General features: G+C 36.7%; 27 protein-coding genes. 22 read left to right on the top strand and 5 right to left on the bottom strand.

All coding sequences use genetic code 11. The features are described 5' to 3' along the window. Positions 1-911: 911 nt before the first annotated feature. From A3GQ_RS0111565 to A3GQ_RS0111610, 10 genes are all read left to right on the top strand, one after another. The gene (locus A3GQ_RS0111565; RefSeq protein ID WP_028777185.1) at positions 912-1,097 is read left to right on the top strand and encodes a hypothetical protein; all 186 of its coding nucleotides are present in this window, start codon (positions 912-914) and stop codon (positions 1,095-1,097) included. A gap of 222 nt (positions 1,098-1,319) precedes the next feature. Continuing rightward, positions 1,320-2,078 carry a GntR family transcriptional regulator gene (locus tag A3GQ_RS0111570; RefSeq protein ID WP_028777186.1) on the top strand — a complete coding sequence of 253 codons (759 nt, stop codon included), beginning with the start codon at positions 1,320-1,322 and terminating at the stop codon, positions 2,076-2,078. Between the two features lie 16 nt (positions 2,079-2,094). Beyond that, the gene (locus tag A3GQ_RS0111575) at positions 2,095-2,532 is read left to right on the top strand and encodes a PTS sugar transporter subunit IIA (RefSeq protein WP_028777187.1); all 438 of its coding nucleotides are present in this window, start codon (positions 2,095-2,097) and stop codon (positions 2,530-2,532) included. A 26-nt stretch (positions 2,533-2,558) separates the two neighbouring features. Further along, complete coding sequence (locus tag A3GQ_RS0111580; RefSeq protein ID WP_037464795.1) at positions 2,559-2,825, top strand: PTS sugar transporter subunit IIB; 267 nt, start codon at positions 2,559-2,561, stop codon at positions 2,823-2,825. Between the two features lie 15 nt (positions 2,826-2,840). Next, on the top strand, positions 2,841-4,136 hold the full coding sequence (locus tag A3GQ_RS0111585; RefSeq protein WP_028777189.1) for a PTS ascorbate transporter subunit IIC: 1,296 nt from the start codon (positions 2,841-2,843) through the stop codon (positions 4,134-4,136). Between the two features lie 13 nt (positions 4,137-4,149). Then, the gene (locus A3GQ_RS0111590; protein ID WP_028777190.1) at positions 4,150-5,142 is read left to right on the top strand and encodes a phosphotriesterase family protein; all 993 of its coding nucleotides are present in this window, start codon (positions 4,150-4,152) and stop codon (positions 5,140-5,142) included. 17 nt (positions 5,143-5,159) lie between these two features. Continuing rightward, a complete protein-coding gene (locus tag A3GQ_RS0111595) occupies positions 5,160-5,906 on the top strand; it encodes a creatininase family protein (RefSeq protein WP_028777191.1) in 747 nt (248 codons plus the stop codon). Then, positions 5,888-6,595, top strand: a complete 708-nt coding sequence (locus A3GQ_RS0111600) for a KDGP aldolase (RefSeq protein ID WP_028777192.1) — start codon at positions 5,888-5,890, stop codon at positions 6,593-6,595. The genes A3GQ_RS0111595 and A3GQ_RS0111600 overlap by 19 nt, the downstream gene beginning before the upstream one ends. 1 nt (position 6,596) lies before the next feature. Beyond that, the gene (locus A3GQ_RS0111605) at positions 6,597-7,331 is read left to right on the top strand and encodes an SIS domain-containing protein (RefSeq protein ID WP_028777193.1); all 735 of its coding nucleotides are present in this window, start codon (positions 6,597-6,599) and stop codon (positions 7,329-7,331) included. 176 nt (positions 7,332-7,507) lie between these two features. Continuing rightward, positions 7,508-8,713: an MFS transporter gene (locus A3GQ_RS0111610; protein ID WP_083964210.1), complete on the top strand. Its 1,206-nt coding sequence runs from the start codon at positions 7,508-7,510 to the stop codon at positions 8,711-8,713. 212 nt (positions 8,714-8,925) lie between these two features. Here the strand turns inward: A3GQ_RS0111610 and A3GQ_RS0111615 are convergent, their stop codons facing one another. Further along, entirely contained in the window at positions 8,926-10,158 is a 1,233-nt protein-coding gene (locus tag A3GQ_RS0111615) for a hypothetical protein (RefSeq protein WP_169818286.1), read from the bottom strand. A gap of 298 nt (positions 10,159-10,456) precedes the next feature. Between A3GQ_RS0111615 and A3GQ_RS0111620 the strand changes: the two genes are divergently transcribed. Continuing rightward, positions 10,457-11,491 (top strand): cation:proton antiporter, encoded by a 1,035-nt coding sequence (locus A3GQ_RS0111620; protein WP_028777196.1) that lies wholly within the window; start codon positions 10,457-10,459, stop codon positions 11,489-11,491. A gap of 553 nt (positions 11,492-12,044) precedes the next feature. Here A3GQ_RS0111620 and A3GQ_RS26245 read toward each other — a convergent pair. Both A3GQ_RS26245 and A3GQ_RS0111625 read right to left on the bottom strand, forming a co-directional pair. Further along, positions 12,045-12,317 (bottom strand): ArsR/SmtB family transcription factor, encoded by a 273-nt coding sequence (locus A3GQ_RS26245; protein WP_281170825.1) that lies wholly within the window; start codon positions 12,315-12,317, stop codon positions 12,045-12,047. Positions 12,318-12,399: 82 nt separating this feature from the next. After that, the gene (locus A3GQ_RS0111625; RefSeq protein ID WP_028777197.1) at positions 12,400-12,954 is read right to left on the bottom strand and encodes an NAD(P)H-dependent oxidoreductase; all 555 of its coding nucleotides are present in this window, start codon (positions 12,952-12,954) and stop codon (positions 12,400-12,402) included. A gap of 985 nt (positions 12,955-13,939) precedes the next feature. Between A3GQ_RS0111625 and A3GQ_RS0111630 the strand changes: the two genes are divergently transcribed. From A3GQ_RS0111630 to A3GQ_RS0111650, 5 genes are all read left to right on the top strand, one after another. After that, the gene (locus A3GQ_RS0111630) at positions 13,940-15,463 is read left to right on the top strand and encodes a spore germination protein (protein ID WP_037464847.1); all 1,524 of its coding nucleotides are present in this window, start codon (positions 13,940-13,942) and stop codon (positions 15,461-15,463) included. Continuing rightward, positions 15,460-16,653, top strand: coding sequence for a Ger(x)C family spore germination protein (locus tag A3GQ_RS0111635; RefSeq protein WP_028777199.1), 1,194 nt, complete (start codon positions 15,460-15,462; stop codon positions 16,651-16,653). The genes A3GQ_RS0111630 and A3GQ_RS0111635 overlap by 4 nt, the downstream gene beginning before the upstream one ends. A gap of 12 nt (positions 16,654-16,665) precedes the next feature. After that, on the top strand, positions 16,666-16,824 hold the full coding sequence (locus tag A3GQ_RS26985) for a hypothetical protein (protein WP_156877680.1): 159 nt from the start codon (positions 16,666-16,668) through the stop codon (positions 16,822-16,824). Positions 16,825-16,848: 24 nt separating this feature from the next. Further along, entirely contained in the window at positions 16,849-17,958 is a 1,110-nt protein-coding gene (locus A3GQ_RS0111645; protein ID WP_028777200.1) for a GerAB/ArcD/ProY family transporter, read from the top strand. 154 nt (positions 17,959-18,112) lie between these two features. Continuing rightward, positions 18,113-19,015 (top strand): ATP-dependent DNA ligase, encoded by a 903-nt coding sequence (locus tag A3GQ_RS0111650; RefSeq protein WP_028777201.1) that lies wholly within the window; start codon positions 18,113-18,115, stop codon positions 19,013-19,015. Between the two features lie 32 nt (positions 19,016-19,047). Here A3GQ_RS0111650 and A3GQ_RS0111655 read toward each other — a convergent pair whose 3' ends face one another. Beyond that, positions 19,048-19,236, bottom strand: coding sequence for a hypothetical protein (locus A3GQ_RS0111655; protein ID WP_028777202.1), 189 nt, complete (start codon positions 19,234-19,236; stop codon positions 19,048-19,050). Between the two features lie 41 nt (positions 19,237-19,277). Between A3GQ_RS0111655 and ligD the strand changes: the two genes are divergently transcribed. From ligD to A3GQ_RS0111670, 3 genes are read left to right on the top strand one after another with little or no spacing between them, the layout of a single operon-like run. Continuing rightward, a complete protein-coding gene (gene ligD / locus A3GQ_RS0111660) occupies positions 19,278-20,204 on the top strand; it encodes a non-homologous end-joining DNA ligase (RefSeq protein WP_245596776.1) in 927 nt (308 codons plus the stop codon). 24 nt (positions 20,205-20,228) lie between these two features. Beyond that, a complete protein-coding gene (locus A3GQ_RS0111665) occupies positions 20,229-21,731 on the top strand; it encodes a DUF6056 family protein (RefSeq protein ID WP_028777204.1) in 1,503 nt (500 codons plus the stop codon). 11 nt (positions 21,732-21,742) lie between these two features. Continuing rightward, a complete protein-coding gene (locus tag A3GQ_RS0111670) occupies positions 21,743-23,038 on the top strand; it encodes an amidohydrolase (protein WP_037464797.1) in 1,296 nt (431 codons plus the stop codon). Between the two features lie 81 nt (positions 23,039-23,119). On the opposite strand, the gene A3GQ_RS0111675 is transcribed toward A3GQ_RS0111670, so the two are convergent. Then, complete coding sequence (locus A3GQ_RS0111675; protein ID WP_028777206.1) at positions 23,120-23,299, bottom strand: hypothetical protein; 180 nt, start codon at positions 23,297-23,299, stop codon at positions 23,120-23,122. Between the two features lie 193 nt (positions 23,300-23,492). On the opposite strand from A3GQ_RS0111675, the gene A3GQ_RS0111680 reads away from it, so the two are divergent. Genes A3GQ_RS0111680 through A3GQ_RS0111690 form a run of 3 tightly spaced genes read left to right on the top strand, consistent with a single transcriptional unit; the run spans position 23,493 to position 26,398 of the window. Then, positions 23,493-24,002, top strand: coding sequence for a hypothetical protein (locus A3GQ_RS0111680; protein ID WP_028777207.1), 510 nt, complete (start codon positions 23,493-23,495; stop codon positions 24,000-24,002). After that, positions 24,003-25,487, top strand: coding sequence for an AAA family ATPase (locus A3GQ_RS0111685; protein ID WP_028777208.1), 1,485 nt, complete (start codon positions 24,003-24,005; stop codon positions 25,485-25,487). 20 nt (positions 25,488-25,507) lie between these two features. Further along, positions 25,508-26,398, top strand: a complete 891-nt coding sequence (locus A3GQ_RS0111690; RefSeq protein WP_028777209.1) for a 3-hydroxyacyl-CoA dehydrogenase family protein — start codon at positions 25,508-25,510, stop codon at positions 26,396-26,398. The last annotated feature ends 420 nt before the right edge of the window (positions 26,399-26,818 follow it).

Below are 26,818 nucleotides of genomic sequence, written 5' to 3' on the forward strand. Positions count from 1 at the left end.
TACAAAATATTCGTTGCTCTTGCAACCCCTTTTTTTGGGGTTTGGAGCAACGCCGTCTTTCATCCCACGATTCAAACCGTGGGCTTTCAGTCGGCAAAAATCTGTAAGCTTAGAACTAGAAATCGTGCGAAGTTTAATTTTACCAAGCATTGAAAATGGACCAAATTAGAGCACCGGGAAAAAGAAAACACATGATCTCTAAGTATATAGAGATCATGTGTTTTTGAATGCTATTTATCTGATATGGAGCGAAGAAACAACATCATTCCATGTTACTTTACCTAGTTTTTTCTTGATGAAATTGGAGTATATTTGGCTTTAACATCCATTTAGCTCTTTTGTATTTGATGAGCTCATACGATACAACTCCATCACCGGAAACTTTAGCAGATGAAGTGAGATTATTTCAATGACGTACTACTATTGAAGCAGAATTTAATGGAACGAACTTAAAATTAATATGATCATACAAAATAACACAAGAATTTTTCTTCTGGTAATGTTGGGTTACAGCAAATGAAGCAGAAAACAAGCAAGCACAGCAGAAGAGAAAATAGGAATTACTCTTATTCATCGGAATGACTCCGATTACAATATATTGGAAATTCATCTTTTTTAATCGTTTCTCGAATTTATCGACTGTGATTTCGCATCAAAATATACCTTGTACATGACCTGTCTTCTGTGAGGCTAAATCATATCTAAAATATTTTTAAAAGTGTGTTTTTTCCGGAATGATACGGTGATCTTTATAGAAAGAGGAAAGCAAATAAAGATAAGATGTGAATTTTAATTTAAAAACGATGCAAGCCAACAAAAAAACATGTCTGTTATGTTAAAATTGCTATTAAGGTTTTTTTAAGGGAAGAAGAAATGAATAAAAATGGTAGAGGAAGGATTGGTGATCTAGAGTGGCAGATCGAATGGACGATAAAAAATTTTTTGATCTCCTTGATTATGAAGGAAAAGATGAAGAACAAATGATACGAAAACTAGAAAAATTACTAGATAGCGACAGACCAGAGCTGAATCCTTACCGACCAGAGTTTGAACAAAGATTAGCAGAATTAAAAGAGAAAAAGAAGGCACAATCATAAAATTTCTAAACGAGAAGCTCCTGATAGAGGGGGCTTTTTATTTTGATCAAAGAAGCTTTCTAATGTTTTCGAAATGAATAAGTTTGTTATGTTTTTTTCTTTCTTATGTAAATGATATATAAATGAGTTGATAGATAAATATACAAACGTTATAATGAATTTAGATAAAGCGCTTTCTTTTTTGTATATCATTATGATGTTTGGTGATGGAGGTGATTTACATTGACCGAGTTCTTAAATAGAAATTCTACTGTTCCTTTGTACAAACAGTTGAAGAAGGAACTAATTGCTTATATTCAAGTGAATTTGCAAAAAGGGGAGGCTCTCCCCACAGAAACAGAGATTGAAGAGATGTATCAAGTAAGTCGTATTACGGTTCGTAAAGCGATAGAATCGTTAGAAGTTGAGGGGATAGTAGTAAAACAACAAGGACGAGGGACATTTGTAAAATCCAAAGAAATCATTCAACAAGTTGATGGTGTAACCAGTTGGACGACCGAAATGAAGAAAAAAGGAAAACGCACGAAAACGTTAGGGCTTGAGATGGTAGAGATTAAACCATCTAAGAAACTTATTCATGATTTACAACTGAATCAAAATGATTCTGTTATAAAGTTGAAGAGAGTAAGATGTGTAGATGATGAGCCCATTGCAATCATGGTCAGTTATTTACGCAGTAGTATGATCCCGAATTTTGTAAATACAGGTCTTAAGGATGAGTCGCTTTATGTCGACTTGGAAAATCGTTATGGTATTACCATTGAGCATGCAACCGAGTGGATCCGTGCACGGGAAGCAACCGATTTAGAGGCTAGTACTCTCTTGATTCCTCCATACAGTGCGGTTTTATCCCTACGAAGGCTTTCTATGGCTAAAGATGTACCCTTTGAACTAGTTGAAATGATTGCTCGTGCAGATCGATATCAATATACAATTGAGCTCTCGGGTAATAACAAACGGAAGGTTATCGACGATCAATAAGGGAGGATGTATCAAAGTGGAACTGTTGCAATTAGAAACTGTGGAATTAGATGTTGAAGGAAAGAATGCGATAAATGCCATTCGTTTGGCAGGAGATTTATTAGTGAATGCAAAAAAAGCGAAACCAGATTATGTTGATGCAATGGTAAAGGGATATACAGATATAGGACCATATATTGTAATCGCTCCAGGTATTGCAATTCCTCATGCTCGTCCTGAGGAAGGTGCTTTGCAAACGGGATTATCCATCATCCGATTAACTACCTCGATCGCTTTTGGACATGAGTCAAATGATCCTGTAAAACTTGTTTGTGCTTTGGTTGGTATAGATAAGTCAAGCCATTTGGAGATGTTAAGACAAATCTCGAAAGTTTTTGGTAACAAGGAAAAATTGCATACCATTTTGACAACAGAGGACAAGTTAGAGGTAGTTCACTTATTCAATAACACATAGAAAAGTATTATTCAGGAGGTATTGTTATGAAAAAGATATTAGCAGTTTGTGGGTTAGGACAAGGTACTAGCTTAATTTTGCGTATGAATATTGAACAAGTTTTAAATGAAATGGGCGTAGGCGCAGATGTAGAGCATGTGGACGTATCCTCTGCATCTGGGATGAGTAGTGATTTAATTGTAACAAGTGCAGAATTAGCGCAAACGTTAGCAGGTCATGAATCTGAGATTGTAATTGTAAATAATTACTTCGATCTAGAGGAAATCAAAGAAGCATTGCAAAATCGCATCTAGAAAGGAAATTACAACATGAATATACTAACTTGGATTGCGAACAACATTTTTGGTACTCCTGCAATTTTGCTAGGTATTATTGTGTTAGTTGGTCTTGTTCTCCAAAAGAAAACAGCAAGTCAGCTTGTGACAGGGACGTTAAAAGCCGTAGTTGGTTTCTTAATCATTAGTGCTGGTGCAAATATTATTGTGGGTGCACTTAACATTTTTGAACCAATGTGGAAAGAAGTATTTGGTATTAATGTTCCACCTTTAGCTGGATTTTTGGGACAAGATGCTTTTAATTCGAAATTTGGTAGCGCTATCACATTAGCAATGTCGATTGGATTTTTAATTAATGTTCTTCTCGCAAGATTTACTAAGTTTAAGTATATCTATTTGACTGGCCACATGATGTTTTGGACAACAACGATATTTGCCGGAATCGTAATCAACGCTGTTGGGGATGTATCTTTTTGGCCACTTGTAATTTTCTTGTCGATTGTTATGGGGCTCTATTGGACTTTACAACCAGCTTTAACACAGCCGATTATGCGGAAAATCACGAAAAATGATCAGATCGCATTAGGACATACATCTGCATCGGTTGCCTTGTTGGGAGCCGGTTTAGGAAAATTATTTGGCAATAAGGAAAATGACGCAGAAAAACTAAAAGTTCCTAAAGGATTGGAATTTATTCGGGATTCAAACGTAATCACGGCATTATCGATGGGTTTATTATTTTTAATTGGGTCTATTATTGTCTCTACAAAAGGTACTCCTGGAGCAACCGAATTAATCAAACAAGCTGGACAACAAAATTTTGTTATTTATTCTATCATCCAGTCTCTTACGTTTGCCGGTGGGATCGCTGTTGTTCTAGTTGGAGTACGGATGTTTATAGGGGAATTAGTACCTGCTTTTAAAGGAATTGCAACAAAAATAGTTCCAGGAGCACGCCCAGCACTGGATGTTCCGATCCTATATCCTTTTTCACCAAATGCGGTGACACTAGGATTTTTGGGTACATTAGTAGGTGCAATCCTCTGGTTGCTCGTACTTGGTAAAGGAATTGGATATGTATTTGTACCTACGATGATTGTTCTCTTTTTCCATGGTGCTGCTGCAGGTGTTTTTGGTAATGCTACTGGTGGGGTTCGTGGTGCTTTGATCGGTGGTTTTATGACGGCAACGGTAGTTGCTTGGGGACAATATTTGATGGTTACCAATCTGATTACCAAAACGATCCCAGATACGGCTATGTGGGCAGCTGATTCAGATATGTTTGTCCTAGGTCCAATCATTAAATTTTTAGCACAAATTCTGTTTTAAGGAGTGTCATTCTATGTCGTTTATACGTACTTTTTTGGGTGACATCAAAGCCGAGTCTCTCGGCTTTACTTATTCTCATGAGCATATTATTTGTCGTCCTCCTTACTGGGTTGAAAAAGGAGAAGATGATTTATTACTAGATGACTATACTTCTTCCAAAAAAGATGTCCTTGATTTTAAACACCTAGGTGGACAAAGTATGGTAGATGCTACAGCTATTGATTATGGACGAGATGTGCAGGGTGTTGCAAAGATTTCACAAGAGACAGGGATTCAAATTGTAGGAACTGCTGGTTTTAATAAGAGCTTTCTTTGGGAAGCGAAACTTACACCAGCTTTACGCCAAGTAATTGGTGAATTTACAACTTTCGGGCAATGGATAGAACAAACATCGATCCGAAAACTGACTGATCACGTCATTTCTGAGGTGGAAATGGGGTTAGAAGGTACTTCGTTCAAAGCTGGGCAAGTAAAATTCGGAACTGGTTATAATCGCATTACTCCATTAGAAGAAAAAACCATTCGAGTAATTGCACGAGCACATCATGAGACGAAAGCACCTGTGCACTCTCATACTGAAGCTGGTACGATGGCACTGGAACAGATCGAGATTCTAAAAAGTGAAGGCATAGATTTGCAGCATGTAAGTTTTGGTCATATGGATCGAAATCCAGATCCGTTTTATCATGAACAAGTAGCTCGAACTGGTGCATTTTTAAGTTTTGATGGAATAGGAAAAATAAAGTATTACCCGGAAAGCACTAGAATTAACGGAATACTACATTTGGTGAATAAAGGGTATGAAGATCAGATTTTGATTAGTGGAGATACAGCACGGAAAAGTTATTATAAGCACTATGATCATGGATTGGGATTAAACTATATCATTGGAAAATGGATCCCTCGCTTTATCGAAGAAGCAAATCAACGCGGGTATGATGGTGAAACTTTGATCCATAAATTTTTTGTTACCAATCCAGCTAGATGTTTTTCGTTCAAAAAGTAAAGGGAAGGGATGCTCTTATGCAGTTTCAAGAACAAAATTCCTATGAAATAAAGTCAGCTATTGAAAAATCAAAAGTAGCCATATTACCTGTTGGAGCAGTAGAAGCTCATGGTCCTCATCTTCCTTTGGGGACCGATAATTATCTTGCTGAAGAAGTCTCCAAAAAACTAGCTGATTCTATTGATGGAATGGTTTTACCTACCCTACCTTATGGCCAAGTTTGGAGTTTAAGTGATTTTCCTGGGAGTCTAACGATTTCCAATCAAACTATTACTCATTTCATAGTGGAAATCGGAGAAAGTTTATTCCATCAAGGTTTTCGTATTATGGTGATTGTGAATGGTCATTATGGGAATTCGGTTGCTCTAAAGGAAGCTTCACGTGTTTTATATGAGAAGTATCCGAAATTAAAAGTATTTGTGATGTTTTATCCAGGTACAAAAGAAGTTATTCATGATGTACGTGAATCCCAACCCATACACGATAGTTATTTTCATGCATGTGAACTAGAAACTTCCTATATGTTGTATTTGGCTGAAGATAAAGTTCGTATGGATCGCGCAATTCATGATTCTCCTGATATTCCAGATACAGCAGATGTTACTCCCACAAAATGGAGCACATTTTCAAAAACGGCGGTACTAGGGGATGCCACTCTGGCTTCAAAAGAAAAAGGAGAAAAAATCATTTCCGTTGCCTTGCGAAATATGACACAAATGATTGAACAAGCAAAGGATGAAATAGATTGCAAACAAAACGATTAAACGATTTTATCCTATTTAATTTTTTAGCAAAAGATGTTGCGAATTTACAAGATATCATAGTAGCAGGAAAAGGATACATTCTACCAGGTATTACAGCACAAGATTATGAGATTGAGGATGCAGTACAAACCATAAACGAATTCAAAAAAGTTGTGGATGTCGTGAGTGTTGGATTAGGTGGGAATGGTAACAAAGATAATTGGAAAAAGGCACTTCAAATAGCAGTGTTATCTGAAGCTGGTCATCTTAATCAACCGTTTGAAAATGCTAGTTATGCAATGGGTTATTTAGAAGGGAAATCAAAAAATCAGTGGGTAAATGCTCTGGTGGCTCCATCAGGAAAAGTAGGAACTGTACGACTTGGTTCTGGTCGAGAAATCAACACAGAATTATTTGTTGAATTGGTGAAAGTTTTTGGTATTCCTTCTATTAAATTGATGCCAGTAAAAGGGCTCGCTCATTTAGATGAGTTGATTGATTTAACACGTATTGCTGCAAAAAAAGACATTCAAGCAGTAGAGCCCGCTGGTGGAATTACAGAGGATAATATAAAAGAAATCGTAGACGGGGTCAAAAACACCGGAATTGAGCTATTTATTCCACATATATTCGGATCAACTATTCATCCCATTACAAAAGAAACCATCCCAGAAAAAGTTGCTACCATTATTAAGAAAGCGAGCGAATAAAATGTTTGAAACTTATTTGGAACATGTCCATCGTTTGTTGGATCAAGTGAAGCGGGAAGAGGAAACTAATATTATAGATGCAGCAACGAAAATAGCTGATTGTATTGATCAGGGTGGGATTGTGCATTTATTTGGATGTGGACATTCTCATATGTTGGGTGAAGAATTATTTTATCGAGCTGGCGGGCTTGCACCTGTACGAGTAATATTTCATGAACCTTTAATGTTACATGAAGGTGCTGTTTCTTCCTCACAGAATGAAAGAGAAAATGATTATGCACATACGTTTATGGGAAAGGAAGATATTCGCCCACATGATGTTGTGATTGTTATTTCTACCTCTGGTAAAAATCCTGTTCCTGTCGATGTTGCAATGATATCGAAAGAAAAAGGTGCCTATGTGATTGGTTTAACTTCTTCTCAGTATCAACATGAATTGTCCCGACATCACAGCGGAAAGTTACTCTGTCACGTGGTAGATCTGGTTTTGGATAATCATATACCAAAAGGAGATGCCATGATGAAACATGCATCATCCCCTGTTTCTTTCGGTTCTGCATCTACTATTGTTGGTGCAGCGATTTTAAATAGTATTTTTATTGAGGTGACTGATCTGCTTATCGAAAAAGGTTATAATCCACCACCTGTGTTTATTAGTGGAAATATAAATGGTGCAGATGAACATAACGAACAGATTGTAAAGAAATATAAGGATCGGATTCCACTTTTGTCTTAGATTAGATCCATATATTCCTGTTCCTGTCAGCAATAGCTTCTTTTTTTTATGAATTTTATCGTACACAAAAAGAAGCTATTTTTTATATAGCTTGCAAGGATAGGATACAAATGAAATATATGTTATAATTAATTTCGTGAATCGAAATATTTGTATACAGAAAGGATTCTTGTTATATGGCAGCAACAGAGAATGACGTTATGGCAGTGGGGAATCAGGCACATTCACTCAAAACGATTTTTAAGCAACCAAAGCCAGCATGGGCAGTAGCCTTTGCTTGTATGGTTGCTTTTATGGGTTTAGGGTTAGTAGATCCAATACTACCTGCAATCGGGAAACAATTGCATGCTACACCTAGTCAAGTTTCTTTATTATTTACAAGTTATATGCTTGTTACAGGTGTTATGATGCTTATTACGGGTTGGTTGTCCAGTCGCATCGGGCCAAAGGCTACGCTGCTTATAGGTCTTTTTGTTATCATAATATTCTCTTTATTTGGTGGTTTATCAGGAACAGTTGGACAACTAGTCGGTTATCGAGCTGGATGGGGTTTAGGAAATGCGTTGTTTATATCTACAGCATTAGCAGTGATCGTTAGCGTTGCTACAGGCGGAACGGAAAGTGCCATTATTTTGTATGAAGCAGCACTTGGTCTTGGAATGTCTGTTGGACCTTTATTAGGAGGTTTATTAGGTAGCATCAGTTGGAGAGGTCCATTTTTTGGAGTAGCCTTTCTAATGGTTATTGGCTTTGTTGCAGTATTTGTTTTGCTAGATAAGGTTCCAAAACCAGCGAAAAAGAGTTCCATTGTGGATCCTATCCGGGCCCTGGGACATCGAGGATTACTGTCTATTGGAATAACAGCTCTTTTTTATAATTTTGGCTTTTTTACCTTGCTGGCCTTTTCACCTTTTGTATTACATCTTGATGCCCAAGGTATTGGGTTTGTCTTTTTCTTTTGGGGCATATTTTTAGCAATATCCTCTGTCGTGATTGCTCCGAAATTGCAAGAACATTTCGGTACAAAAAAAGTAATGTATATGATTTTGTTTTTATTTACGTTGTTGTTACTCTTTATGGGTGTTTTTACTGAATATGTTCCAGTGCTTATCGTATGTATTGTTCTTTCTGGTGGACTTCTTGGGGTGAATAATACACTTATAACAACTGCCGTCATGGAAGTTTCGCCTGTAGATAGGTCTATAGCATCTTCTTCATATAGCTTTATACGTTTTGTTGGTGGGGCAATTGCACCATGGTTAGCAGGAAAACTATCAGAGTGGTATAACCCTCATATACCATTTTATTTTGGTGCGGTAGCAGTTCTTTTTGGATTAGCAGTCTTGTATTCTGGCCGCAACTATATGATGGAACTAAAGTAATCAAAAAGGGACAATCAAGCCATTGGAAGGACTGAGTCCAACGATTTTTGGTCTTTTCCGTAGCTTCATTTTTATGTTCCTGTTATGTGTCATAAGACTTACAAACGAGCGATTTTTTTGTGAGATGCGAATTTGATTATACACTAGTTTATATTCATCCTACTCTGATTCGACGCTCATGCGTCGAATCAGAGTAGGAGTTCGATTGCATTTTACCGAGACGGATACCGGTATGTGCAGAACAGTGATACACCACAGAGTATTGCACCGAGCAACAAAGCTGGTGTCAAACCCAGCCATTGTCCTATGCCAAATCCTAGGAACGCGGAGATCAGTTGGACACAAGTATCTTGGGATTTGCTTGCCGCTACATAGAGCGATGTATTCGACGTGAGTTGCCTAGCCTTTCGAGCTATCCACGTTGGGGCCGTACGACCCAGCATGACGAAGGGAACAGCCACCATCAGAAGTATTCCTTGGGAGGTACTAAGTCCCAAGGCTATCAAACCGTAGCCGACGATAGCAATCCCATGACTCCACAGGAGCCACCGATGTACAGTTGTCCACCAACTAGGAGTGGGATTCTTTGTGCCCAGCTCCGTTTTTTGAAGCAGATGGATACTGATGAGAGGCGTACACATAGGTACGACTGACAACAGAATCAAGGAAGCCCAACCTTGCATCGCTGAAAGGATCAGTACCGATACAAGAATCGAACCCGAGATCGGAGCTCCCATACCGAGGAGTTCGAGACAAACGGCTTTATCGTTCCGCCATGTCGTGTTTTTCTCTTGTTTTTTCTCTTTCTTTTTTGTCTCGAGTGTTGTCTCCTTCATTTGAATGATAGGTACGAAGAGTAGTCCGGTGATGACAGCAGGGATGGTTACCCACAGCCAAATCTGATGGTTTCGCACCAAGAAAAAACCCAGTGCAGTGAGGGATCCCATCACAACACCTCGGAACAGTTTCGACCAGTTGTCGACTTGGAGACCATCGTCTCTTTCATTGCCCCGCTGTTTCCTCAGTTCCAACCACCAAGCACCAATGGCCACGACAGCCCAAGTGGTGGGGAAGGTGGTAAATGCTTTCGGATAGAAACCCCAGATCCAGTCCTTTGACACCAAGATACCAGTGAGCGGGTAGGTGAAGATCCACACAATGACACCCCAGACGATCATCCTTTTTGGACCATATTGGTGGATGATCCGAGTAGCGCTTGTTGTCGCTGCCAGCTGAAGCCCCAGCTGAAAGATCGGCAGTGCTACAACATGACCACCATGACCTTGCTCCATCATGATCGCCGGCAGTACTTGGTGGATGATGTGCGCTGTCGGCGATAGGAGAAAGGTGAGAGCTAGCAGCGCCCTAGGAGTGGGTGTCCAGTACCAACTCTGTTTCACCTTCTGAGGGATATGTTTGATCCCTCTGAATACTTCCCTGATCATCGTCTCCCTTTCATGAGACTCGAACTTTTTTCTTGTTTCCAGTAATTGTTGGGTTTCGTTTGCGTTTGTCCTATCAGTATCATCTTGTTGATTGGTGGCCACGCCTATTCAGGGGAAGATCCTTTTGTTCTTCCAGATTCCTCAAATAAGCTCGTACATTTGGTGGCTCTATCTATAGATATCCATATTCTTAAGAATCAGTCAATAGAGAAAGATGACCTATGTGCTATGCTATTTGTAGGAGTTTACTAAATTATTGGAAATACAAGTGAAGTTTACTAATCAAAGGAGGGTATCGGTGACTGGTCTCTTTCAATTAATTTTTTTCTTAGTTTTGGGTGCTTTTTCAGCATATGTAGTTGACATCCAACATGCAAATGAGTCAGAGATATATATTTTAGTCATTCATCTACTGTTGGCATTAGGTTTATACAGTAGCACTTATAGTATTAGATTAGAAGATACAAAGAAGAATATGCGTATTATCATTCCCGTAATTACGGTTGGGGTGTTAATCAAAATAGGAATCATAAGTGGTGTATTGTTCTATTTTCATAACGATCCAAAATACTTAATTTTAGGAATTGTTGTCGCACAAATTGATCCATTATCTGTTGCCGCTATTTTAAATAATTCCCGTATGTCCAAAAGAGTAAGAACGATCTTGGCTTCATGGGCTTCTTTTGATGACCCGATCACAGTTTTGCTGTCTTTTTATGCATCGATGGTTGTTGCTTATTATATGAACATCGAAAATACGGAAATAAATATTTTAAATATTTCGGATTATGCTGTTAATCTAGGTGCTAATATTAGTTTTGCTATTGTAACATTTGCTATTTGGTATTTGATCCGCAAGTATTCCATTCTTGTCTACATCTTATTAGGTGTTGTGATGATAATCGCAGTATCCCACTTTCTGATGTTAGGAATTGCTCTTGTGGGCCTATTTTTGCGACCATCATTTGATGTATTTATTTCTTGTATTACCAAAATTGCATTATGGACTTCTACGTTTATGTTAGGAATGCTTATGTTAGATGGTATCGATATAATAAATGGTTTTTGGTTAGCTATTGTTACCTTTATTGCTCAGATAGTAGTTGGTTTTTTGCTCACGAAAAATTTACCAATTAGTGATCGCATTCATTTGGCATTTGCTCAACAAAATGGGGTAACAGCTATCATTTTGGCTTTGACGTTTGAACAAATTTTTGCAGGAATAGTCGCTATTACTGCACCTGCCATATTCTTTATTAATTTGTTCTACGTTATGTCAAATAAGACGATGAATCGATATTGGTATATTATCAAGGAAATGGACAAGAAATAAAAGGGATTTGATAGACGATTAGGCTTATCTTGTTTTGTTCACAAGTAGGGGTACCACCAATTTCAAAAGAACCGCAAAACTTAGACGATTTGCGTTGGTTTTCTTCCTCATTACCAAATGGAAAGCAAGCGTTGGACGGGAAAGGGTTCAGCCCTCTGACAAGTCCAACACTTTTTTCAGAAAATATATTTACAAACATACATTCTGGTTATAAACTACCATCAATTACATTTTTTGGATAGTTTGAAATGCGAAAACCAAGCAGTAGGACTATTCTGTTGTAATGAACCGTGGGGCTCACGGGGTTAGCTTGGTAATGAAGTAGTCATGAGACTACCGTCCCAAGAATCCTACGGCTTTAGCCGTATGGTGTGTCAAAAAGTGTTCCTCTAATTTTTGCTTTATATATTTCAGAGGGAAATCTTGAGAGGAGTACTCTATTTTTGGTATAGCCAAATCGTGAATGATTGCATCCATGTCAACAAACATGAAACAGTTAATATAAAAAACAACCTTTGCTAATCAAGTAAAGGTTGTTTTTTAGGTGACTGCCTTATTCAATTAATTCGGTATGAGTATTTAAAATCAACAGGAGCAATCCCGGGAACAACTGCTCAAAATCCTCCGTGTGTAAGGAATAAAATGTTATTTCCCTTCCATCCTTACTTGTTCCACACCAGCTGCTAAGGACTTTTAAATGATGAGTCAAAGTAGATTTGGGCATTTGATTATAATAGATTCCACAGTTTTGCTCCACATTATCTTTCAGAGTCATAACGATCTGTAGACGCCTTGGATCGCTTAAGACATGTAGAACAGACGACAATCTTATATCGCTTACCGATATACTAAAAATATAATTTTAATGAATACTCTATCCTACATGTATCGGATTAAGATGGTTTTCTTTATTCATTAGGAAAGACTTCTTGTAAATGCTCATCTAGCATTCTTAGAAATGAATTGATATCAGGATCTCTTATAACATTGTACAAAGAGAAAGTGGGCAATTGTTTCATCCCAATATATTCTTGTGTTTTATGAAAATGGAACATTGCTTCATCTACATCTTTCCCCTCATAAAATTGTCCTGGATTTGAAAATATTTCTGATGGAGCATTCCATGTCAAGGACAGCATATATTTCTTCTCTGTAAATAACCCGCCGCCCCCATAAGTATCCGAACCTTGAAAGAAAACTCCATATTCATATACTTTGTCAATATATGTTTTAAAGGCTCCAGGAATACTAAACCAAAAAACAGGTGATTGATAGATAACCACATCAGCCCAACGAAATTTATCCCATTCTTCTTCAGGTGTATAACCATTAGCAACAATGGTTGTTTTTATTTCATAGGAGGAGCGGAGTTGATCTGTCATATGATCGACAAGGGTTTGATTTAATCGTCCTGATGCATTTGGGTACGGTTCATACCCATTAATAATAAAAATTCGCTTCATGATTGTGTTCCTCTTCTCTGTTGGAGTGTTACATACTATTGATCCCCTGATAAGTTTTTCCATATGGATATTCATCATTATTTGTACTATTAATTTGGTACATTAGTATATTAGATGAAATGATCTTAATTGTCAATACAAAGCATTGTTTTTTCTTATTCCACTTTTTCGTGGGGATGGGCAAAAATATCCACTATGTAAACATGAAATGACTTAAGGCATTATAAAAACTCAAGTTTTTTTCTATTTAATGGTTATTCGATATCAAAATCGACGGATGTTCCCTCTATCCCGTCAAAGAAATCTCCAATCGAAGTATTTACCTGATCCACTAGATATTGAACAACTTCTGGAGGGACATCTTGTTTTTGATTTTCTAAACATAGGATTTTTACAAGATGTTTGGAAGCACCTTTGACAGCAAGAAATTAGGTTTTTAATCCCAAAAATTGCATTGAAATATATTATTCAAATGTCGTTATTAGATACGATGTACGAGCTTTGCGTTATCATGTAAAATCACCAAAATTGCTTTATTTCGTGAATGAAATTCCTTTATCTGGTGCAAAATTTATGTAACTTCTTATGAAAATAAAGAACATGAGGTATCAGAATGAAATCAAATGAAGATAAAAACAAAAGGGATAAGAAACGATTAAAGTCTCCATACAAATCACATAAATCTTCGCAAGAAATAACGATTAGTGAGAGTAATCTGGACCAGCAAGATGAGAAAATAACAGAAAATGAGATACATGAACCATTAAACAAATCTCAGCAGGAAGATGAACCAAAGAGTGATTCTCATTTGAGTTCACCAAAAACAGCAAATAACGAAGATCCCAATAAAATATCTCAAGAAGAGAAAACAAACAACAAACAAAGTAAGGAAGATGTACAAAACGAAGCAGAAAACATGTCAGCTAATGAAGGTAGCAATACCCAACAAAAATTTGAGGAAACAGAAGAGCAAGAGAAGAAAAAAATGAAATCCATCTCAGCTTCGTTACATGCGAATATCCGACATGTAAAAGATACAACTGGAGGAAGTCAGGACATTGTCGTTAGAGAGGTTTATATTGGAGAAAATCAAAAATTAGGCTGTTGTTTCCTTTATACACAGGGTTTAACAGATTCAAATGCTTTTCATCAATTTGTACTAGAACCATTGATGATATTTTTAAAAGAAAATGATTGGAAAGATTTTGATGTTTCTCCAGAGTCTTGGCTCCCTTTTATTCAAAGGTCTTTATTACCTATTGGCGGAGTAGTTCAAATCGAAAACTTTGATGAATTATTTACGTCCATGCTTTGTGGTGAAGTTGTTTTCCTCATGGAAGGAAGTAGAATAGGATACCGATTATGTCTAAAATCCTGGAAAGATCGAGGAGTTCCTGAAGCTGAAGGTGTTGTTCGTGGTCCTAGAGAAAGTTTTAGTGAAACACTCCGAACAAATACTGCCTTGATTAGAAGGAAAATCAATAACCCTCGCTTGCGATTAGAAGGGAAGACTATTGGAGAACTTACAAAAACAGAGATAAGCATTATGTTTATTGATGGATTGGTAGATAATAACGTTTTAGAAGAAGTCCGAAGACGTTTAGATAAAATTGACATCGATAGTATTTTAGAGAGCGGATACATTGAAGAACTTATCCAAGATGAAGCCTATTCTCCTTTTCCTACCGTTCATCATACAGAAAAACCAGATGTAGTAGCTGGTGGACTGCTCGAAGGTAGAGTTGCCATTATAGTAGATGGTACACCTATTGTCTTGATGGTTCCAGCATTATTTAATCAATTTTTTCAAGCGGCAGAAGATTACTATGAACGATCACTTATTTCTAGTTTAATTCGGATACTGCGTTTTATTTGTTTATTTATTTCTCTTCTTGCCCCAGCCGTCTATATTGCTGTTACCACATTTCATCAAGAGATGCTACCAACTCCATTGCTTGTCAATCTGATGGTACAAAGAGAGGGAGTTCCTTTCCCTGCATTTGTAGAGGCATTCTTGATGGAATTGGTTTTTGAAATTTTACGGGAAGCTGGGGTTCGATTACCCAAAGCAGTAGGTCAGACTGTTTCATTTGTTGGTGCATTAGTAGTTGGTCAAGCTGCAGTAGAAGCAGGTATTGTATCAGCCGGTATGGTAATCGTGGTTGCAATTACTGCGATTTCAAGTTTTGTAATACCTGCGTATAATATGTCGATTGCATTGCGTATATTGAGATTTATTTTGATGATGATTGCTGCTGGATTTGGGTTATACGGAGTTATGATGGGCATAATTGTGATTGTGTTGCACTTATGTAGTATACGTTCCTTTGGAATTCCTTATATGACACCATATGGACCATATATCTCTTCCGAATTTAAAGATAGTATTGTTCGGATGCCACATTGGATGATGGATAAACGCCCAGTTAGCTTAGTATCTCAAGATGTTGTGAGAGGTAATAATTCCCCACCTACGAAACCAAATAAAAAAGGGAAGAATGAAAAATGAGTAAAAGAAAACTTCTATTGGTTGTTTTCCTCTCAATGGTATTACTTTTATCAGGATGTTGGAGCCGTAGGGAATTAAATGAAATAGCGCTTGTTATTGGTCTAGGTGTGGACAAGATTGATAACGAGTATGTGATATCCACTCAAATAGTAGATCCAAGTGAAATAGCATCTAAAGGTGGGGGTGGCGGAAGAGCTCCTGTTGTAACTTATAAGACAAAATCAAACACATTAATGGGAGCGATTCGCCAATTGACAGCGAGTACCCCTCGAAAACTATACTTAGCGCATTTACGCATGTTAGTGCTTGGGGAGTCTATTGTGAGAGAAGGTGTAGCTCCAGCTCTTGATGTTATATCACGCGATCATGAATTAAGAAGTGATTTTTTTATTATTATGACGAAAGGGAATAAGGCACAAGACGTATTAACCATGGTAACCCCATTAGAAAAGGTACCATCAGCCTATATGTTTAACATGCTTAGGCATTCTGAGAAGTATTGGGCTCCATTTTCTACTCTGAAAATCGATCAATTGGATAATGAAATATCAGGTGATGGAAAGGAACCGGTTATTACAGCAGTAGAGATTAGAGGTAGTCTAAAGGAAGGTGAACAAAAGAAGAACGTCGAGAACATATCGATAAAAAATTATTTGCAGTACACCAGTGTTGGGGTGCTGCGACAAGATAAGTTAGTTGGATACCTGAATGAAACAGAGGCTTCTGGTTATAAATATTTGATTGGCAAAATAAAGAGTACGGTTATTGAGATGCCATGTAATAAAGATCATAAAGATGTGACAGAACTGATTCATACAAATTCTATTATAAAGGCAAATATGAGAAATCATAAACCTTCCATAGATGTACAGATAAATTCAGAGGCAAATGTAGCAGAACTCGAATGCCAATCCAATTTGCTAAATCTAAATGTTATCCACGCACTAGAAAAGAAAACGGAAAAAGAAATAAAAAATCAAATAACTATGGTTCTACAAAAGACGCAAAAAGAATATCAAAGTGATATTTTCGGTTTTGGAGATCAAATTCATCAGACTTATCCGAAAGATTGGTCTAAGTTAAAGAAAAACTGGAATAAAACTTTTTCTACACTATCCGTTAAAGTAAACGTAAAAGTGAAGATTAGAAACTTTGGTAAAGTAAATAAATCCACTCCGTCTATGAAGTAGAGGTGATAGCGCATGTGGCAATCGATCTTGATTTCTGTTGTGGCAGTTGTGGTAGCTTTGTTTGAGATTCCACGTTTAAAGAAATTAAAGTATACCAAAGAAATATGGTTTTTCTCCTTTTTTCTCCTGCTTGCAACAGTAGCAAATATATTGAAATTCCTTTACTTCTAACTAATACCAGTAGGGGGCTAGGACATGATAAGAAAAGAAAAGATTGAATACCGTCAATTTGCCATACTGGTTCTTCTATATACAGTTGGAACTTCAGTCATTATTGCACCTAGCATGTTAGCCAGTTATGCGGGACAGGATGGTTGGATTTCAGCACTTTTGGGATTAGGAATTGGTTTACTGGTAGTTTGGTGCTACGCATCAATAGGAAAATTCTTTATGGGTAGATCATTAATAGAAGCTATCAATGAGTCTTTTGGTAACTATTTAGGTTTTGTCATTGCTTTGATTTTTACTTTTTTTTCATTAACACTATCAAGCTTGGTTCTTTCTAATATAGGTAATTTTGTTAATACAAGAATGTTGGTAGGGACACCATTAGATGCAGCAGAATATATTTTCGTTATCGTTGTGATTATTGGGGTTCGTTTAGGAATCGAGACCCTAGCCAGATCAACAGAGACTTTGACTCCTCTATTTACTTTCTTGTTTATTGTGTTTATCTTTGCTGTACTTCCACAAATGCATCCAAATAATATTAGGCCAATATTAGAGCATGATATTCATGATATTTTCAAGTCTTCCTATGGGTTTATATCATTTCCTTTTGGCGAATTGGTACTTTTTCTTATGCTGACGCCTTTTGTATCCAAAAACAAAAAAATCACGAAAGGATATGTTTTAGGAGCCTTCATCGGTGGTGTGATAGTAATGATCATAACTGTACTTTCCATTTTGAGTTTGGGTGGATATGGAACAGCAATAAATACTTATCCTGCATTCACCATTGCAAAAAAAATCGATGTGGGTGGGGTTATTCAACGTGTAGAGGTAATTATGGCTGGTATATGGACGTTTTCTATATTTACCAAGCTATCTGTATGTGTTTATGTAACAGCACTAAGTATAAAACAGTTGTTTCGACTGAGAGATCTTAATTGTTTAACAATACCTATTGCCATTAGTCTTATCCCTCTTTCTCAGTGGGGAACACCAAATGCAGCAGATTTTCAAACCTATACGGCGATGTGGATGATGTATTTTACTTACATCATCATGATTATCCCTTTTCTTACTACAGGTGTGCTTTATTTAAAGAAAAAATGGGGTAAAAAGCAAGAGTCAAAAGCATAGAACTCAAAAGGATGGGATCTTATATTTTACACTTGTCACTCAGCGGTTGGCAGTATATACCCTTACTATCATGTTGTATCTGATAGTTGTCATGGTAATAGGGAGGATAGGGCTACAGTATTCAAAAAGGCCTGTTTAGAGAGGATCAAAATGCATGTGTGCACTGGTTAAACCAATGGAGCCTGTTTTATCTAATCAACTATTGGTAGATCCTAACCTGGTTTATCAAGTCAAATGGGATGGAATTCGAATACTTGCTAAAATAGAAAATGGAAATGTTCTGCTTCATACGAGAAATGGAAATGTAAGAAGTTTCATCTATCCAGAAATCAGGGATATATTAACAAACAAGTTTGCAAAGCAAACTTTATATTTAGATGGAGAAATGATAACAATAAATAAAGGAAAAGCAGATTTTTTTCAAGTCGCAAAAAGAGATCGCATGAAAACAGCAAGTAAGATTCAACAATACATTTCGAAAATACCAGTTAGTTATATTGTATTTGATATTCTTCAATATAATGATTGGATAACAGATAAACCACTCCATGAACGATTATCTATTTTACATGAAACAATAGAACCAACGGATAAGATTCAAGTTTGTCCGACGACCACTGATGGAGAGTCTTTATTTCACTATACAAAAAATCAAGGTTGGGAAGGAATTGTGTTAAAAGAAAAAAACGGAAAATATCATTTGGGAGTAAAACATCCTACATGGAAGAAAATAAAGCATTTTCAATATGTAACAGCTACTGTACTTGGTGTGACACTAAAATCTGGATCTGTGTATTCATTGTTATTAGGTAAAAGAGAAAGGGGAGAATGGATATACATAGGAAGAGTATCTTCTGGCTTGAGCACAGAAGAAAAACAAATCTTAACGATATACAGCAATTCTCTTTCCGTCTCCAATCCAGTAACAGCAATTCCTGCTTTTAAAGAAGAAGAGATTCGCTGGTTTTCACCAAATATGCAGGCAAATATACGATTTTTAGAATGGACCCCTGATGCAACTCTTCGTAACCCTGTAATTGAAAGTTTTCTAAAATAATTTAGCACCTTAAAAGGTGCTATGATTGAACGTTAATAATGACGACGATGCGGGAAGAAAATAAAGAACAATGGATCATATATTGGACGGCAATGTCGTGCTTGATAATGCGAAGATGAGAGATCATTAATATTTTGATACTCTTCAATTGTTACATCTGTATCCAATTCATTTTCGATTTCATCCCATAAAGCTTCATAGTCAATATTTTTGTTAAACATAGGGAATCCTCCTTTAGATCTACGTATATACAGCAGTGTATGTGATAAATAACTATTTGCTCATGGAAAGTTGGGAAATAGGCGATATGTATGTTCGTATAGATGGAGAAGAAGTGAAGATCTCCAATCCTGATAAAGAGCTTTTTCCTGGGATAACGAAATGGGCCTATGTTCAATATTTAGGTGTTTTAGGTCCTTATCTACTTCGATATTGCCGAGACAGATTACTCACAACCATTCGTTTTCCGGATGGTGTATTTGGTGATTCTTTCTATCAAAAAAATGTACCTGTCTCTAAACCCCATTTTGTCAGTACTACAAAAGCTGAGAATACAGAGTATGTCATGTTGCAAAATATCCCAACACTTATTTGGTTAGCTAATCTCGCTTGCTTGGAGTTTCATGCATCATTCCATTCTTATAATAGAGTAAATACACCTACAGAATTAATTTTTGACCTTGATCCTACTGGATCTCCCTTTGAACAAGTGAAGGAAGTTGCAATCTATACAAGGGAATTAATCAATGAAATGGGATTAGATGGAATAGTCAAAACATCTGGAGCAAGTGGTTTACAAATTTATATACCTTTAGAACCCATTCATACTTTTGAAGAAACACGTAAGATAAGTACCTTTGTTGCTCGTTATCTATCGGAAAAGTATCCAAAGCTAATTACGATTGAAAGAAGAGTCAAAGATAGAGGAACAAAGGTATATTTTGATTATCTGCAACATTGGAGAGGAAAAACATTAATAGCTCCTTACTCTCCTCGTTCTAAAAAAGAGGCTAATGTTTCCACACCACTTGAATGGGATGAATTGATACAGCCTATTAGGCCTAGCGATTTTACCCTCACAAATATAGGGGATAGAATATCGGAAAAAGGGGATATTTTTTCTCCTATTTATAAAGGAACAAAATATAATCTTACAACCTTGTTGCAGTTCGTTCGAAAATATTTCTGATAGGTAATGGACAGGAAGATATGGATGATAAAAAATCGCATGAAGTGGCTCATTCCTCATATCCCTTTTGTAATGCTTTTTCTTGGTATGTTTTTGTTGGATCAAAAGATCTTTATGTATGGCGATGATTATCGCTATGCTACTTATTTTAGCTTGTATCCGCATTTTAATGGACATGATTTTTCTATCTACCAAGTCATATATAACCAAATATATGACTATTACCATGTTAACGGAAGGTTTTTTACTAATATCTTTTCTATACTCATGCTAGTCAAAGGAATAAATATCTGGAGAGTTTTCAATCCATTTATCCTAACATTGTTTGGTTATCTCATTTTTTACTCTGTCTTTGTAAGATTACCAAAGAGAGGAGACGAATCGGCTGGTTTTGTCTTGATATCTATGTTCTTTCTTGTACATCTATACATCGCACGTCAAACTTTATATTATGCAGTCGGATCATTTAATTATGTTTATCCGATGGTAGGTCTATTTTTATTGGTTGTCTATTTTCGACGTATCGACTATGGAAAGGCCTTTCAACATAGAATACCCGTTTGTATTTTTTTGGTATTAGCATTTTTTCTCGGATGGTCGCAAGAGCAAATCGCTTTATTAACATTAGGTTTGCTATTATTCTGGATAGGAAAAGAATGGTTTTATCAACAAAAAATGCAACCTATATATCTTAGCTTCCTTCTCTTTGGTTTTGTTGGTTTTCTTGGATTATTTTTATCACCAGGCGTAAATGCACGAGCATCATCAAGTGCCATTGCTTTTTACAATCAATTATCTCTCTTTGGAAAACTTAAGATTACTTTTCCTGCAATGGTTCGTTTTTTTATCGATCAACAAGCTATTTTCACTATTCTTCTAGTTATCCTACTTTCAATACTCTGCTATCAAGTTACCTCTAAATGGTATTGGCTTATAAGTGGACCTATTGTTTTACTCCCATATACTTTTGACATTCCTCTTTTTGGACAATCAAATATATTTCATTCTTTGCTTATGAATCGGATTTATTTGAGTCTTTATGGCCTGATCTTAATTTTTATCATTATCGCCATGTCAGGATATTTGGCAATCCAGATGAAAAATTATTTGTTCTTGATGTTTCCTCTTGGATTTCTTTTAATTAACATAGCAACTATTTTTACTCCATCGATGACAGGTGGAAGAATTGCTTTTCCAGCAATACCATTAGCGATGGCTAGTATTATCCTACTTTTTGGTGCTTTAAAAAAACCAATAATACAAATACAACTTGTATTGTTTCTCGTTTCATCTGCATTGTTTAACTATTATTATCTTTATACGCAATATCATATGAATGCTGCTATACATAAAAAACGACAAATAATAGTGGGAGAACATGCTAAAATGAAACAAGATGTCTTAGTTCTTCCTCGACTTATCAATCGAGGTGCAGCAGGGTATGAATTGGATGACCAAGAATATGTGATAAGAGGATTTAAGGATTATTACCACATAAACCAAAATGTTATTATTCATTTGAAATAATGGAGGAAAAAATGAAAACTGCTTACACAAATGCACTTATCTTAACGATGGAAGAAAACTACTCGCCTTTCGTGGGAACCTTAGTAGTAGAAAATAACGTTATTTTAGAAGTATACGAAGGAAATGAATTACCAATTTCAGTTGATCAAACAGTAGATATGAGCAAAAAAGTACTATTGCCAGGGTTTATAAACACACATGGTCATACTGCAATGAGTTTGTTACGAGGATATGCTGATGATTTACCGCTACAAGAATGGTTGGAAGATAAAATGTGGCCTTTGGAAGGAAAATATAGAAAAGAACAAGTGTCAGCGGGTACTTCTCTTTCGATAGCGGAAATGATTCGTTCAGGTACAACCTGTTTTCTAGATATGTACGATTATATGGATACTGTAGCGGAATTAGTAGAAAACACAGGTATAAGAGCTTCTTTATGCCGGGGTTGTATTGGTTTTGGAGATGATCAACTTCGAGCGAAAAAATTAAAAGAAGCTACGGAGTTTGCAAAAAATTGGCATGGTGCAGCTAGTGGTCGAATAACTACCATGATGTCTCCACACTCCCCCTATACTTGTTCACCAACTTATATTACACAGTTTATCGAAAAAGCTATCGATCTGGGGTTACCTATACATACTCATATGTCAGAAACAGCTAGAGAAGTAGCCCAAAATGTTGAAGAATATGGCAAGAGACCAGTTGCTCACTTGAATTCACTTGGATTTTTTGAACTCCCTTCTTTGGTTGCTCATGCTGTACATCTAAATAATGAAGAGATTGCGCTTCTAGCAGAAAAAAATGTGAAAATCTCACATAATCCAGGTAGTAACTTAAAGTTAGGAAGCGGTATTGCACCAATCACAAAAATGTTAGAAGCAGGCATACGACCATCATTGGGAACGGATAGTTCTGCGAGTAATAATAATCTAGATTTATTAGAAGAAATCCAACTAGCGGCTCTTATACACAAAGGAATAAATCAAGATCCACTTGCGGTACCCGCAAAAACAGCTCTATGGATGGGTACAGTATATGGATCTGAAGCTTTGTTTCTTGATCAAATAACAGGAACGCTTTCTAAAGGAAAGAAAGCAGATTTTATTACTATCGATAGAACAGCTACACATATGCAACCTCTACACGATATTGTTTCTCATATCGTTTATGCTGCTTCGCGTGGAGATATTGTCGATGTTTTTGTAGATGGAAAAGCATTAATGCTAAATCGAGAATTGAAAACGATTGATGAAGAAAAAGTTAGTCATCAAGCGAATCAAGCATTTCAAGAATTGGAAAGCAGATAGGCCTGCCAGTAATTGGCAGGCGAAATGGACTCGGCGAAGGAATAGGTAGAAGATTTTTTGTAAAACTATGACTAAGTAAATCTATGTTTGTACATCAATATCCAGACGAAAACGTAGTGGTGGTTCTTCTTCTTCAGTCCAATTTCGGCATCGGGCTGCGGGGGAGGCCCATGATTCCGAATGGATAAAGGATTCCACCTGACTTAGCTGTACTTCGGATAAATGAGTCTCCAATAGATCGTACAACCAACAAGAAGACATGGTATACCCTCCCTTGCGGTGTAACTATAGTATCACCTTACAACAAGAAGGTATGTCTTACACATTTTACAAAGGCCGTAAATACGGTCTTTTTTCTTATTTCCAATCTTTCCTTTCAACGGAGATATATTACATGTGATATACTAACTAGTGTACTTTGTGATATATCAGAAGATGGAGGTACGTGACAATCATGACAAAACAAATGAAAATAGTTGCGATTAGTTTGGTTGTCACTTTACTTGTACTCTTCCGTGGTTACCAAGGTTTTCAATATTTCAAAGTGGAAAAGCCTATACAAGATGTGTTGCAAAAACAGGTAGAAATTTCTATCGTCAACATGAAAATAGAGCCTGGAATCACGAAAGTACAAGTGCATGCGAAACCAAATTATGATTTTATAGATAAATTCCCAGATGTACCTACTCAATTAGATGAGGAACTCGGACAAGGTAAATGGAAAATATCTTTTATCAATCCCCAAACAGCCACAATCAAAAAAGCATGGCAAGAAATGGTGTTTGGTGTGGAAGAAGGTATGAATACAGGGAAATATACGCTTGTTCAATCTACTGTTCGACAAATAGCGAATAAGTATCATCTTCCATATAACTTATTTTTAGATGATCAATATGTTTATCTTTCTCTACAAGACGGAAATAAAACATGGTTTCAGATATTACCAATAAAGGCGGTGAAATAAATGTACTTTTCCTTGCTAGGGGTTGGACTGGGTCTTTTGCTTTTTCTTGCTTATTTAGGAGTTCCCATACTACCTATGCTTGTAATCGTCGGTATTGGTATCGCAATTTGGTATTTTTCAGGAACAGGGACAAAAGCGGGTTCTCTTTGGAAAAAAGAAAATGCCAAAGATCAACGTAACACTATACCTCGTATTCAATTTACGGATATCGGAGGACAAGAGAGAGCGAAAAAAGAATTAATGGAAGCACTGGATTTCCTTATACAGCAAGACAAAATGCAAGCATATGGAATTCAACCGCTCAAAGGGATTTTGTTAACTGGCCCACCTGGTACAGGGAAAACTTTAATGGCCAAAGCTGCTGCTCACTATTCAGATGCTGTTTTTCTCACGGCTTCTGGTAGTGAATTTGTAGAAATGTATGTGGGTGTCGGGGCCAATCGTGTACGTCAATTATTTACACAAGCTAGAAACACAGCAAAAAAGCAAAAGAAAAATCGCGCAGTAATCTTTATTGATGAAATCGATGTGATTGGAGCAAAAAGAGAAGGGTCTCAACATAAAGAATATGACCAAACACTCAATCAGTTATTAACAGAAATGGATGGTATTAAAAAGAATGATATCGCTGTTTTTGTCATCGCAGCAACAAACAGAAAAGATTTATTGGATGCAGCCCTGACTAGACCTGGGAGGTTTGATCGTCATATTTCGGTGGACTTACCTGATAAAGAAGGACGAGCTCACATATTATCTTTACACATGAAAAAAAGACCTATTCATGAAAATGTGAATGTAAACAAAATAGCGCAAGAAACATATGGTTTTTCTGGTGCAAGTCTTGCTAGTGTTGTTAATGAGGCCGCGATATATGCTATGCGTTCCGAATCGAAAGATATTAGAGACCAACATTTTGCTCAAGCAGTTGATAAAGTATTGATGGGAGAACAAACAGATCGATCCACTTCCTTAGAAGATAAAAAACGTGTTGCCATTCATGAATTGGGACATGCTTTAGTTGCAGAATTATTAGAGCCTAACACAGTGGCACAAGTGGTTTTAACACCTAGAGGACAGGCCCTCGGCTATGTTCGACATCATCCAAAAGATGATCGATATTTACACACCAAAGAACAATTAGAGAAACAAGTTATGATTTGTTTAGCAGGTACGGCAGCAGAAGAAGTATGGTATGATAATCGATCTACTGGAGCCAAAAACGATTACGAACAAGCAATTCAACTTTGTAAAACAATGATTGATACAGGACTGACTTCATTAGGTATAATCGATATGACTCTACTGTCAACGGATCAACTTTCAAAAGAAGTTTCCCGGATTTTAGATAAGTTGTATCAACAAACGATTCAAATGACCAAGAAACACCATTCATTTTTCCGAGATTGTTTGAACACCCTGTTAGTAGAAGAAAGATTGGACGGAGATCAATTTCGTAAATTATTAATGCAACAATTGGTGAGTTAGGGAAGGAGTATTTTGTTTTGGTGGAAGAAATACAACAAATTGCTGTCATCGGCGGTGGTACCATGGGCCAAGGTATTGCTGAATTATGTGCATCCAGAGGTTATGAAGTCTTATTATTAGAGAAAACAGAGGAGTTGGCCCAATATGCAAAATCAAAAATTGAACAGAGCTTAGATAAAAAACTATCCAAATGGGGCATCACTACTGCGGAAAAAAAATTAACTCTTTCTCGAATTGTTTTTACTTCTAATATGGATTTCTTAAAAAAAGCAGATTTTGTTATCGAATCGGTAGTAGAAGATATGAATACAAAGAAAGCTGTTTTCCAGATTTGTGATGAATTATGTCGGGAGGATGTCTTATTTGCTAGTAATACTTCCACTTTGAGTCTTACCGAGATTGCCGCAGTCACCAATCGACCAGACAAAGTGGTTGGTTTGCATTTTGTTTATCCTGTAACCAAACGACCCCTAGTAGAGGTAGTACGCGGGTTGAAAACTTCAGAAGAATGTGTTGCTCAGCTACGAACATTGTTAACCACGCTTCAGCTAAAAGGGGTAGAAGTGTTCGAATCCCCAGGGTTTGTTACTACAAGGATGATTGTATTGTTTATCAACGAAGCTAGTTACATTCTCATGGAAGGTGTTGCAGGAGCTGCTGAAATCGATTTTGCCATGAAAAATGGATACCATTTTGCCTATGGACCCTTTGAAATGGCAGATCGATTTGGCTTAAATTCTGTTTTAGCTGCACTAGAGCGATTGTATCGAGAATTTGGAGACACCAAGTTTCGACCAGCACCATTGTTGAAAAAAATGGTACGTGCCGGACATCTGGGGATCAAAACAGGAGAAGGGTTTTTTCATTACGATAAAGACGGCAATCGTCTTGATGTTGAAAAGGAAGAATAGAACCCCTTGAAGAGGGCTCAAAGTAGGCATTTACAACTGACAGATAAAAATAACCGACCGCCTGTATGTTAAGGAGTCGGTTATTTTTTAATTCATGTGATTGATGAACACGAATACTGGTTACTAAAATTTCTGTTCGATAATTAGAAAGCTGGTGTTTGATCGTTTTTGATAGAAGGAAATGAATACGAAGAAGAATGGCTTTCCTATTTAAGTCCTTATGTAACGGCACATGTCAATCGATTTGGTAAATATCAGATTAATCTGAATCGACAACCGCCTTCTCTTCCTTTTGAATCTCCTAGAGCATCAATAAATTAAGATCGCATTTATTATATAACCATCAAAACAAAATTTTTAGTTACTTACGAATAGAGTATGGGAGCGTCAAACAAAAAAACGGAACAAACGTTACTGGGG

Source organism: Shimazuella kribbensis DSM 45090 (genome assembly GCF_000428065.1).
GTDB classification, from domain to species: Bacteria; Bacillota; Bacilli; order Thermoactinomycetales; family Thermoactinomycetaceae; genus Shimazuella; species Shimazuella kribbensis.